Below are 11,666 nucleotides of genomic sequence, written 5' to 3' on the forward strand. Positions count from 1 at the left end.
TTTACAACGGGAGGAGAGAGCATGTGGAATTATTCTGAGAAGGTAAAAGAACATTTCTTTAATCCGCGCAACGCTCATGTTGTCGAGCAGGCCAATGCGGTGGGCGATGTCGGTTCTCTCAGTTGTGGTGATGCTCTGCGATTGATGTTGCGGGTGGAGCCCGTCAGCGAAGTCATTCAGGAAGCGGGATTCCAGACCTTTGGCTGCGGCAGCGCCATCGCCTCGTCATCGGCGCTGACTGAACTGATTATCGGTAAAACGCTGGCAGAGGCGGCGCAAGTCACCAACAAGGACATTGCCGATTATCTGGATGGTCTGCCGCCGGAAAAAATGCACTGTTCCGTGATGGGGCAGGAAGCGCTGCGGGTAGCGATCGCCAACTACCGGGGCGAAACGCTGGATGACGATCATGAAGAGGGCGCCTTGATCTGTAAATGTTTTGCCGTTGATGAAGGGCAGATCAAGCGGGCGGTATTGACCAATGGGCTGACGACGCTGGAAGAAGTGATCCAGTACACCAAAGCGGGGGGCGGATGTACCGCCTGCCATGAAAAAATCGAGCAGGCGCTGAGCGCCATTCTGAGCGCCGCAGCAACCCAACCGCCGGTTGAGCGCGTAAAAGAGAAAAGCCAGCAGTGGCTGGTCGTGGAAGAGGTGATTGCCGGATTACGGCCACATATTCAGATGGATGGCGGCGATATCACCTTGCTGGCGGTGACGGATAACGAAGTGCGGGTCGCCCTGTCGGGAAGTTGCAATGGCTGCATGATGACCGATATGACGCTGGGGTGGTTGCAGCAAAAACTGCTGGAGCGGCTGGGCTATTTTATCCGTGTGGTGGTGGATACGCCCGCGACTGCCGGCGTCATTCTCCAGACTTCAGATATATAAGGAATGCGCATATGAAACCCATCTATCTGGATAACAATGCCACCACCCGAATTGATCCAATGGTGCTGGAAGCCATGTTGCCATTTTTGCAGGATCACTATGGCAATCCGTCATCCATCCATGACTTCGGCGAACCTTGTCGGCGGGCCTTGGCGCGTGCGCGGGAGCAGGTCGCCAGTCTGCTGGGCGCGCGTTATGACAGCGAGGTAATTTTTACCTCCTGCGCAACGGAAGCTACCTCTACCGCCATTCTTTCCGCGGTGGAAGCGTTTCCCACCCGGCGCGAAATCATTACCACCGCCGTGGAGCACCCGGCAACGTTGGCGGTGTGTGAACATCTGGAACGGCAGGGTTATAAAATTCACCGCTTGGGGGTGAACGGACAGGGCGCGCTTGATCTGGCGGCGTACCAGGCCTTACTGCATGACGGCGTGGCGCTGGCGACGGTCATGTGGGCGAATAACGAAACCGGCGTCCTGTTCCCGATTGAGCGCATGGCGCAACTCGCCCATGAACACGGCGTTCTGTTTCACTGCGATGCGGTGCAGGCCATTGGCAAAGTGCCGGTTGCCGTCGCGGATTCAGGCATCGATATGCTCTCCTGCTCGGCGCACAAAATTCACGGGCCAAAAGGCGCCGGATGTCTGTGGCTGCGGCGCGGCACCCGCTTTCGTCCGTTACTGCGCGGCGGGCATCAGGAGCGAGGCCGCCGGGCTGGAACCGAGAATATTGCCGGTATTGTCGGCATGGGCATGGCCAGTGAGTTGGCTGCGCTGCATCTGCCCATGATGGCGGCCAGTATTGCGCCGCTGCGTGATCGGCTGGAGGCCGGACTGCACGCCATCGCCGGAACGCGCGTGATGGGCGGGGAGCAACCGCGCACGCCGAATACGCTTAACATCGCCTTTGCGTTTATCGAGGGTGAAGCCATTTTACTGATGCTCAATCAGGTGGGCATCGCCGCTTCCAGCGGTAGCGCCTGCACCTCCGGTTCGCTGGAACCCTCCCATGTGATGCGGGCGATGGACATCCCTTATACCGCCGCCCACGGCAGCATTCGCTTTTCACTGTCGCGTTATACGCGCGAGCGGGAAATTGACTATGTGCTGGCGCAACTGCCGCCGGTTATTGATCGGCTGCGGGCGCTGTCTCCTTACTGGCAGCAGGATAAGCCCGCCACATTCACACCGGCCTGGGGTTAATCAGGGAGGTTGCGTTGATGCAAACCATCGTCATTAATGACACTACGCTGCGTGATGGCGAACAAAGCCCCGGTGTGGCGTTCAGCGCGGATGAAAAGCTGGCGATCGCATGCTCGCTGGTCAGGGCGGGCGTGCCGGAACTGGAAGTCGGCACGCCGGCGATGGGCGTGGAGGAGTGCGCGCGCATTTATCGTATTCGCCAGACCTTGCCGGACGTTACCCTGATGGCCTGGTGCCGCCTGAATGAAGACGACATTCGCCAGGCCGCGCGATTGGGCGTGAACTGGGTAGATATCTCGCTGCCCGTTTCTGCGTGTTTACGGCAGTACAAGCTCGGTTTGCCGTGGCCGGAGATGCTGCAACGTCTGGGGGATCTCACCCGCTTGGCGTTATCGCTGGGGTTGAAGGTGTGTATCGGCGGCGAAGATGCCTCGCGCGCCAGTGAAGAGGATTTGGCGGCGGTTGCGCAGATCGCCCGGCGGACAGGGGCGCAACGGATGCGTTTTGCCGATACGCTGGGGTTGCTCGAACCATTCTCCGCCACGCAGCAAATTCAGCAACTGCGGCGCTATTGGTCTGGCGAACTGGAAATCCACGCGCATAACGATTTTGGCATGGCGACGGCAAATTCGCTGGCCGCGGTGCGTGCTGGCGCGACGCACATCAGCACTACCGTATCAGGGTTGGGCGAGCGTGCGGGCAACGCGGCGCTGGAACAGGTGGCGCTGGCGTTGTCGCACACGCAATTGGGCGAAACGCACATTGACGCCAGACAATTACCGGCGCTGTGTCAGCAGGTGGCCGCCGCCGCCGGCGAAACGATCCCTTGTCGCCAGCCGTTGGTCGGCGAACGGGTATTCACCCATGAATCCGGGGTGCATGTCGCCAGCCTGTTGAAAGATGTCGTCAGTTACCAAAGCATCGCCCCGGAAATACTGGGCCGCCAACATCAACTGGTGCTGGGCAAGCACTCCGGGCGACGGGCGCTGGAAGCGGTGTTTGCGCAACTTGGCCTGATGGTGAGCGATACGCAAATCCCGTTGATTCAACAGGCGCTACGGACATTTGCGGAAACTGATAAGCGCAGTCCGACGCCGGACGAGCTTTGTCATCTTTATCAGCGGTTGTCAGAAAGGCCGGCGTCGGCGCTTAACCTGATCTGAACGATGCCGACGGATAAGAGGATGAATTATGACCTGGTTTGATGAATTGCCTGGCGTGAGTCAACTGGAAAGCGCCGAGGACTTTCTGCGTTTTTTCGCCGTGCCGTTCGATGCACAGCAGGTGCGAGTGCGGCATCTGCATATCCTGCATGCTTTTAGCCGTCGTTTGCGGCAATACCGTCCCGCCGAGGAGCCTGCGCTGACGCCGCAACAGCGTCAGCAGTGGCGGCAACAACAGGTACAGGCCATGTTGCGGGAAAGCTATCTTCATGTGGTCGGCGGCGAATTGCGCCAACGCTCGGAACTGAAAGTGTACCAGCGTACCGTGCGTTGTTTCATACCCTGGCTATTACTGGATGAAGGAGAGGCGACATGAATCCCCGGTTTTCGTTTGGCGAGGCGGTGCGGGTAATCAGGTCCGTGCGTAATGACGGCACGTTTCCCAATAAAGCGCGTGGCGAGTTGCTGGTTCGGCGCGGCGCTATTGGTTATGTGCGTGAGTGGGGCACGTTTTTGCAGGATAACATCATCTATCAGGTTCATTTTATGGATGATGATCGCATCGTCGGCTGTCGTGAGAATGAGTTGATCCCCGCTGGCGCGCCGTGGGTGGATGGCGCGTTTCAATACGGCGACTGGGTTTCTGCTGCGATGATCCTGACGACCGATCACCATATCCGCGTGCAGGCCGGCGACGTCGGGCAGGTGATGGGGGTGGCGCGCGACACGCAGCCTTTGCAGTTCATCGTTCTGTTCGGTGGCACGCTGTTGCAGGTGCCGGAACATGCGCTGGAGGCGATTGATCATGACCGTCTGTCATGTTGAAACGCTCGCCATGTGGCAACGCTATTCCCGCCTGAAACTCTCCTTATCGTTGTATCAATGCCTGCCGTGGCAGCAAACGTCTGCACAGCAGAGCCAGTTCGCCGCTCAACTGGCGCGGCAATGGCAACTTGAACACGCTATCCGCGAACAGGCGGCGCAACGCGGCATCCGCGCGGATGAAAACGGCAGGATGAGCGCGCAATATGTTTTGCGCACCTTTTTCGATGATGAACCCGCCTGGCTGACAGCGTTGCAACAAGCGGGGCTTGATGACGCAGGGCTACGCCAGGCGCTGGCGCATGAGGCGACCCTAACCGCTGTGCTGGATGCCGTTGCCGGGCAAACGCCGCCGGTCGGCGACAGTGAGGTCGAAGTCTGGTATCAGCAGCACCGGCCGCTTTTTCAGCAACCGGAAAAGCGGCTGGCGCACCATTTGCTGCTGGTGATTGACGATGAGCAGGCGGATTCGACGCGTGACATCGTGGCTGAACGCATGGCTACACTGCAACGTCGGTTGCAGATAGATCCCCGCCGTTTCGCTCGGCTGGCGACGCGCTTTTCCGCATGCCCGACGGCGCTGGCGGGCGGCAAGCTGGGGTGGATAACGCGCGGTATGTTGTACCCGGAATTAAACGCGATGCTTTTTTCTATGGAAGCGGGGACGTTCAGCCCCAGCGTGGAAACGACAATGGGGCTGCATATTTTGTGGTGTGAGGCCATTCGACCCGCGGGCGAGACGCCAAAAGCGCTGGCGCTGGCGCAAATCCGCGAACAGTGGCAGGAAACCCGGCGTCGGCAGTACCAGCGCCAGTGGCTGGCGGCTATCAGCGCGCGTTAAACGCGCCTTGTGGCTGTTCACCAATGCAATATCGGCCAGCCAGCCTGTTGCGCCTGCTGCAACAAGCGATCGTCGGGATTGACGACGTGCGGCAACCCCACTTGTTGCAGCAACGGCAGATCGTTGATGGAATCGGAATAGAAACTGGCCCGATCCAGGGCGTGTGTCTCCTCTCCCAGCAACTGATGCAGGCGGGCGACTTTCCCCGCGCCGAAGGTCAGAATGCCCTGTGTCTGGCCGGTATAACAGCCATCCCGCACCTCAAGATCGATACACAGCGTTTCATGGATGCCAAAACAGCGGGCGATCGGTTCCACCAGATGCGCGCCGGAGGCGGAGATAATGATCAGGCGATCGCCGCGCTCGCGATGGCCCTGAACGCAGCGCAAGGCGGCGGGGCGCAGAATGGGGCGGATCATCGTTGCAATAAATTGCGTCACGCTGTCCGCTACGTCCGCGGCGGGGCGTCCGGCCAAAGGCGTCAGCGTAAAGCGCATGTAGTCATCCATCGACAGCGCGCCGACGGCATATTGGCGCATCATGGCCTGTTCGGTGCGCAGAAACGCCGGATCGTTCACCCAGCCTTGCTCGCACATGTATTGACTCCATAAACTGGCGCAATCGCCATCAATCAGGGTTTCATCCAAATCAAACAACGCCAGACTCATGCGACCTCACATAATGTAGACATATCAAGTTGCAGCCCAATCCGGCTGCCGTCAGGCCGGAGATCGGCGGTAGAGCGGTTCAGCACATCCACCCACAATTCAATCTCCAGTACCTGTACCCGGTAACGGATCACATTGCCCAGCAAGCTATGGCTGACGATGGTGGCCGCGATGCCCTGACCTTCGGGCAGCAGGATGATGGACTCCGGGCGCACCGCCACCTGAGCGTGATAATGTCCGCCGGTGAGTTGCGCGGCTTGCCCGGCGCTCAACAGATTATAACTCCCGATAAAACCGGCAGCGAAGGCGTTCACCGGGCGGGCATACAGGGTTTCCGCCGGCCCGTTCTGTACGATCTTGCCCTGATTCATCAACACCACGCGATCCGACAGGGTTAGCGCTTCCTCCTGATCATGGGTCACAAAAATGGCGGTCAGATTCAGTTCCCGCTGAATATGCCTGATCTGCTCGCGCAAATGTTTACGAATGCGCGCATCCAGCGCCGATAGCGGTTCGTCCAGCAACAGCAAGCGGGGACGCGTGACCAGCGAGCGCGCCAACGCCACCCGCTGACATTGGCCGCCCGACAGTTGATGGGGATAGCGCTGGGCAAAGGCGCGCAGTTCCACCAGTTCCAGCGCCTGATCCACCCGCGTTTGGATGTCCTGCGCCGACACCTTTTGCATCTTCAAGCCGAAGGCCACATTGCCCGCCACCGTCATATTGGGAAACAGGGCATAACTCTGGAACACCATGCCGATATCGCGCTGCTGAGGCGGCAGAGGCGTCAGATCCGTGCCGCGCAACAGGATCTGTCCGCTATCCACGTCGGTGAGTCCGGCCAGACAGCGCAATAGCGTGGACTTGCCGCAACCGCTGGGGCCGAGCAGGGTAACGAATTCGCCTTCCTCGGCGCTGAAATTAATGTTTTCGAATATCTGCGTCGGGCCGTAATGTTTATTCAACTGTTGAACGTTCAGATAAGGCATATGGTTACTCTTTGTCCCGGTTAAGGGCGTTGGCGGCCAATGTCAGCGCCAACACCACGACAAAATAGGAAATCACCAATGCGCTGGTGAAGTGACCGCTCTGATTGCGCATGTTGTAGAGATAGACTTGCAGGGTTTCGAAACGGCTCCCCACCAGCATATTGGCGAAGACAAACTCGCCAATCAGGAAGGAGAACGACAGCAGCAGCGCCACCATGCAGCCTTTGCGCAGATTGGGCAACACCACGCACAACGCCGCCCGCGCGGGGCTGGCGCCGAGTAATTGCGCGGCGTCCATCAAATCGCGCAAGTGGATGGCCTGCATATTGTTGGTCACGGCGCGATAAATAAAAGGCAGGGCGATGGTGAAATAACAGCCGATCAGGATCCAGGGCGTACCGGCCAGCGGCAACGGCCCGTCAGCATAAATCTGCAACAGGCCGACTGACGAAACAATGGGCGGCACGGCGAACGGCAACAGGATCAGGATATTCATCAGGGCGTCGAGGCGAGGGAAGTAGTAGGCGATGACGAATATCAGCGGCAACACCAGCAGCAACGCCAATAATAACGCGCCCGCGCAAATCAACAGCGAACGGGCAAGGGCGGACAGAAAACGCGTATCCTGCCATAGCTGTATCATCCATTGCAGGCTGAAGCCATCGGGCAGGATGGTGGCTCCCCACTGGCTGGAAAGGGCATAGACCAGCGTGGCGGCTAGCGGCAGCAGTAAAATCAGCCACAACAGGCTGGTCATCAACTGGTGATAACGGCGTTCTGTTCGGGTCATGGTGTGTTTTCCTCTCTGATTACGCTTGGTCGCGGTCTGGCGTCAGGCGCGCGCATGGCGATAGCCGCGGCGGAGGATCCATTGATGCGCCACGGTAATCAATGCCATCAGCGCCACCAGCAGCATGCCCAGTGCGCTGGCCATATTGGGATCGAGGAACAGATCGCCCGCCACCAGCGACGAAATGCGAATCGGCACCGCGTTGAAATTACCGCCGGTCAGCGCATACAGCGTGGCATAGGCGCCAAGCGCATTGGCCAGCAGGATCACGAAAGTACCGAGCAGCGCGGGCATCAGCACCGGCAAGCCAATGTAGCGCCAATAGCGGGCGGTATTGGCGCCCAGCAGAGCGGCGGACTCGCGCCACTCCTCGCGCAGAGTGTCGAAAGCGGGATAGAGCAGCATCACGCCGAGCGGGATCTGAAAATAGGTATAGATCAACACCAGACCATTTTTTGAATACAGGGAAAAATCCCCCAGCAAACCCGCCTGACGCAGCAGCAACGTGACGCAGCCATTGGCCCCCAACAGGATGATGAACGCGAAAGCCAGCGGGACGCCGCTAAAGTTGCTGCTCATGTTGGTAAACGACAGTACCAGATCGTGTAATCGGCCTTTGCCCAGACGATGCAGCGAATAACTGCCGACCAGGGCGATCAGCAGACCGAACACGCTGGACCACAAGGTGATGTGCAGTGAAAATTCGATGGATTGCAGATAGAACGGCGAGGTCAGGATCTCACGATAATTGCCGATGCCCCAGCCTTCCATCTCATGATTAAAGCTGTAAATTCCCATCCATAACAGCGGCGCTATCTGGAAGGCGAAAAAAATCAGCGCAAACGGCAACATCACCAGTACGGCGACAAGTTTTCTTTTCATTTCAACAGATCCCGGCAAACGGGTTTGTCATGCGCCACGCCCAGCAGTTCGCATATTGTTCCGCACAGTTCGGTCTGTTGCGGCGCAGCCGGTTGCAGACTGAATGCCTGACCGAAGACGAATAACGGCACCTGACGTTCTTCTTTGAGCACGCCGCCGTGACTGTGATCATCGTTCATGCCGTGATCGGCGGTGACCAGCACCTGCCATCCCTCCGCCAGCCAGCCGGGTAAATAGTGGGATAGCAGACCGTCCGCACTGCGGGCGCTGTTGCGGTATTGGCGGGACGACAGCCCCCAACGGTGGCCTGCGTCATCAATATTCATCGGATGGATCAACAGGAAGTCCGGCTGGTGGCGCAGCCGCAGACTTTCCGCATCCTCGAACAGATGCGAATCAGGATAGTGGTCGGCGTGGTAAAAATGACCGTACTGAATCGGCAGATCCGGCGTCACGCTGTGCCGGTCCCGCACCGGTTCGAACGGCGTGCGGTTATAAAGCTCGGAAACCCAGTGATACGCCGCCGCCGCGGTGGTCAGATCGGCGGCGCGGGCATAATGAAAGATGCTGCGCTGGCTGGATAAGCGGTTGACGCCGTTGTGCACAATGCCGCTGCGTACCGGCGGGATGCCGGTGAGAATACATTCATACAATGGACGGGACAGCGAAGGCAGTTCACAGCTTACCTGATACATCCGGCCCCGACCTTGCGCACATTCACCCAACAAATAGCCCATCGCGATCTCGGCGACCGGGAAACTCAGTCCATCCAGCACAACCAGCACCGTTTTCATTATGTCGTTCCTGTTTTACTGTTTCATCGCCATCATCACGGTTTCTTGCCACAGGCGCGGCAGCGTTTTGGCGCTGTTCTCCCAAGCGGTCGGATCGGCGATCGGACGGGCGTTCTTATATTGTTCAATCGGCAGCAGTTTGGCTTTCACATCTTCCGGCAGCGTCAGTTGCTCCACGCGGATCGGGCGGGCATAGCCACGCGCCAGATTAAGCTGTCCGGCGTCGGAAAAGATGTATTCGCGCGTCAGTTTGGCGGCATTGGGGTGTTTGGCGTATTTGTTGATGATGGTGGTGTAGCCGGAGGTGATGGAGCCGTCGGCGGGGATCAAAACCTCGAAGCGATTCGGATCAATCTGGTCGCGGTAGTTAAGACCGTTGAAATCCCAGATGATCCCCACTTCAATCTCGCCTTTCTCCAGCGTGGCGATGGTCGGATTGGTCAACCCCAGACGGCCTGCGGCGGCCAGTTTCTGGAAGAAATCCAGACCGGGCTTAAGGTTTTTTTCATCGCCGCCCATCGCGTAGGTAGCGGCCAGCACGCCGTTGACAGCTTGCGCGGCAGTGCCGACGTCGCCGACGTTCACCCGGTAGCTGCCGGTGAGCAGGTCGGCCCAACTGCGTGGAATGTCTTTTACGATATCTTTGTTAACGATAAAGGCGATAGTGCCGGTGTAGGCCAGCGCCCAGTGACCGTCTTTATCTTTCGCCCAATCCGGCACCTGTTCCCAGGTGGTGGGCTTGTAAGGCTGAGTGACGCCCTGCGTTACCGCCACCGGGCCGAACGAGGCGCCCACGTCGCCAATGTCCGCGCTGGCATTGTTTCTTTCCGCCCGGAACTTGGCGATTTCCTGCGCGGAACTCATATCGGTATCGCTGTGCTTCAGACCGTATTTTTCCGCCAGATCGCGCCAGGTATCCTTCCAGTTGGCCCAGCTATCGGGCATGCCCACGCTATTGACCTGACCTTCCTGACGGGCGGCCTGTTCCAGCGCCGCCAGATCGCTTTCCGTCGTCGCCAACGCCGGCTGCGTAGCCAGCATGATGGCGGTGGTTAATACAGAGACAAACACTCGTTTCATGGTATGCACACTCCGATCAATGGGAGAAAAATCACTGCTGGTCTAGTCCAGCAATATTTGCGCCAATTTATCGGAAGAATATGAATCTATTATGGCAGTACAATCTGCGTGCGTTTTTTTGTTAAGTTCGGTAGAAATTCACTGGGATCACCATCAACCGGCGCACTATGACCAAGCAAATCCTCAACGACATGCCCCACAGCAATGCAACTCCAGACGGACAACTTACCCGCAGCACGATGGTCACGGCCATTTGCCAGGCCATTGTCTCTTTGCTGGATGAAGGGGAATTGAGATACAACGACCGTTTGCCCGCCGAGCGTATCCTCAGCGCCCGCTTCGCCACCACCCGCATTACCCTGCGTGAAGCGCTCGGTCAGCTTGAGGCGCAGGGAAAGATTTACCGTCTGGAGCGCCGCGGCTGGTTCGTCAGCCCGCCGCGGCTTGACTACAATCCGCTCAACCGCAGTCATTTTCATGCCATCGTGCGCGAGCAGGGCCGACGTCCCGATACCTATGTGCTGGATGTGAATGAAATCGGCGCGCCTGCGGCGGTGAGCCGTCATCTCGGACTGGCGACCGGCGAGCAAGTTTATTGCATTCGGCGGGTCAGGCATATCGACGGTAGGGCGGTATTGTATGTGGAGCACTATCTGAACCCGGCGTTTTTTCCCGGCATTTTGCAGGAAGATCTGACGCAGTCGCTCACGGAACTGTACCTGAAACGTTATGGCATTCGTTATGGCAAAGTCTGGTTCGGCATGTTGCCGACCATCTTTCCGCCATCCGCTACGCTGGCGTTGAAAACCAGCGAAAACAGTCCGGCGTTGTTCATCACTCGTATCAACCGCAATCAACACGACCAGATTATCGATTGCGATTTGGAATACTGGCGCTACGACACACTGCATATCAGCGTCGAAGCGCAGTAAACTTGCCGCCCGCGTGCGCAGGCGCGTGAGAAATCACCATCAGTAAGGGATAATCAGATCGCCGCCTGAAGCTGGCTGACCCACTGCGAAACGCGCTCTTCCGTCAAATCCTGCTGATTATCCTGATCCAGCACCAGCCCGACGAAGTTGCCGCTTTCCAGCGCCGAGGAATCGGTAAAGTCATAGCCCGCAACTGACCACGCGCCGATGATGTTGGCGCCGGTTTCACTGACGATGTCGTAAAGTTCGCCGAGCGCATTCACAAACGCATCCGGGTAGGCAACCTGATCGCCGAGTCCGAATAACGCCACGGTTTTGCCGCTGAGATCGGCATTCGCCAGATCATCGGCGAACTCAGCCCAGGATTCGCTCATGCATTCGGCCTCCAGACCGGGAAGCTGACCGTCGCCCAGCGTCGGCGTGCCGAGGATCAGCACATCGTAAGCCAGCAGATCGTCAATGGAGGCGCGATTGATATTCACCGGCTCATCGGCCTGTTCCCCCAGTTTTTGCTTGATCAGTTTGGCGACCTTACGGGTTTTGCCGGTATCGGTGCCGAAAAAAATGCCGATAGTGCTCATGGTTTATATTCTCCTAAACAGGACTCTGAAA

The 11,666-nt window shown here is 58.2% G+C and carries 14 protein-coding genes; 7 read left to right on the forward strand and 7 right to left on the reverse strand.

The window, feature by feature from the left end; translation table 11 throughout:
• Window positions 1-21 precede the first annotated feature (21 nt).
• From nifU to nifM, 6 genes are read left to right on the forward strand one after another with little or no spacing between them, the layout of a single operon-like run.
• On the forward strand, window positions 22-891 hold the full coding sequence (gene nifU, locus NC856_RS01530; protein ID WP_264088647.1) for a Fe-S cluster assembly protein NifU: 870 nt from the start codon (window positions 22-24) through the stop codon (window positions 889-891).
• An 11-nt stretch (window positions 892-902) separates the two neighbouring features.
• Window positions 903-2,093 (forward strand): cysteine desulfurase NifS, encoded by a 1,191-nt coding sequence (gene nifS, locus NC856_RS01535; RefSeq protein WP_264088648.1) that lies wholly within the window; start codon window positions 903-905, stop codon window positions 2,091-2,093.
• Between the two features lie 17 nt (window positions 2,094-2,110).
• Window positions 2,111-3,256 carry a homocitrate synthase gene (gene nifV, locus NC856_RS01540; RefSeq protein ID WP_264088649.1) on the forward strand — a complete coding sequence of 382 codons (1,146 nt, stop codon included), beginning with the start codon at window positions 2,111-2,113 and terminating at the stop codon, window positions 3,254-3,256.
• Between the two features lie 28 nt (window positions 3,257-3,284).
• Window positions 3,285-3,632, forward strand: coding sequence for a nitrogenase-stabilizing/protective protein NifW (locus NC856_RS01545; protein ID WP_264088650.1), 348 nt, complete (start codon window positions 3,285-3,287; stop codon window positions 3,630-3,632).
• On the forward strand, window positions 3,629-4,081 hold the full coding sequence (locus tag NC856_RS01550) for a nitrogen fixation protein NifZ (protein ID WP_264088651.1): 453 nt from the start codon (window positions 3,629-3,631) through the stop codon (window positions 4,079-4,081). The genes NC856_RS01545 and NC856_RS01550 overlap by 4 nt, the downstream gene beginning before the upstream one ends.
• Entirely contained in the window at window positions 4,062-4,919 is an 858-nt protein-coding gene (gene nifM, locus NC856_RS01555) for a nitrogen fixation protein NifM (protein WP_264088653.1), read from the forward strand. The genes NC856_RS01550 and nifM overlap by 20 nt, the downstream gene beginning before the upstream one ends.
• Window positions 4,920-4,936: 17 nt before the next feature.
• Here the strand turns inward: nifM and NC856_RS01560 are convergent, their stop codons facing one another.
• The 6 genes from NC856_RS01560 to NC856_RS01585 are packed head-to-tail and all read right to left on the reverse strand — an operon-like array spanning window position 4,937 to window position 10,122.
• Window positions 4,937-5,587 (reverse strand): HAD family hydrolase, encoded by a 651-nt coding sequence (locus NC856_RS01560; protein ID WP_264088654.1) that lies wholly within the window; start codon window positions 5,585-5,587, stop codon window positions 4,937-4,939.
• Window positions 5,584-6,576 (reverse strand): ABC transporter ATP-binding protein, encoded by a 993-nt coding sequence (locus NC856_RS01565; RefSeq protein WP_264088655.1) that lies wholly within the window; start codon window positions 6,574-6,576, stop codon window positions 5,584-5,586. The genes NC856_RS01560 and NC856_RS01565 overlap by 4 nt, the downstream gene beginning before the upstream one ends.
• Before the next feature lie 4 nt (window positions 6,577-6,580).
• Window positions 6,581-7,366, reverse strand: a complete 786-nt coding sequence (locus NC856_RS01570) for an ABC transporter permease (protein WP_264088656.1) — start codon at window positions 7,364-7,366, stop codon at window positions 6,581-6,583.
• A 42-nt stretch (window positions 7,367-7,408) separates the two neighbouring features.
• Complete coding sequence (locus tag NC856_RS01575) at window positions 7,409-8,248, reverse strand: ABC transporter permease (protein ID WP_264088657.1); 840 nt, start codon at window positions 8,246-8,248, stop codon at window positions 7,409-7,411.
• Window positions 8,245-9,042, reverse strand: a complete 798-nt coding sequence (locus tag NC856_RS01580; RefSeq protein ID WP_264088658.1) for an alkaline phosphatase family protein — start codon at window positions 9,040-9,042, stop codon at window positions 8,245-8,247. The genes NC856_RS01575 and NC856_RS01580 overlap by 4 nt, the downstream gene beginning before the upstream one ends.
• 15 nt (window positions 9,043-9,057) lie before the next feature.
• Window positions 9,058-10,122, reverse strand: a complete 1,065-nt coding sequence (locus NC856_RS01585) for an ABC transporter substrate-binding protein (RefSeq protein ID WP_264088659.1) — start codon at window positions 10,120-10,122, stop codon at window positions 9,058-9,060.
• 191 nt (window positions 10,123-10,313) lie between these two features.
• Between NC856_RS01585 and NC856_RS01590 the strand changes: the two genes are divergently transcribed.
• A complete protein-coding gene (locus NC856_RS01590; RefSeq protein WP_404802300.1) occupies window positions 10,314-11,054 on the forward strand; it encodes a UTRA domain-containing protein in 741 nt (246 codons plus the stop codon).
• A gap of 53 nt (window positions 11,055-11,107) precedes the next feature.
• Here NC856_RS01590 and NC856_RS01595 read toward each other — a convergent pair whose 3' ends face one another.
• Entirely contained in the window at window positions 11,108-11,635 is a 528-nt protein-coding gene (locus tag NC856_RS01595) for a flavodoxin (protein WP_264088660.1), read from the reverse strand.
• Window positions 11,636-11,666: the final 31 nt, after the last annotated feature.

This window comes from Brenneria izbisi (assembly GCF_025840185.1).
Classification (GTDB): domain Bacteria; phylum Pseudomonadota; class Gammaproteobacteria; order Enterobacterales; family Enterobacteriaceae; genus Brenneria; species Brenneria izbisi.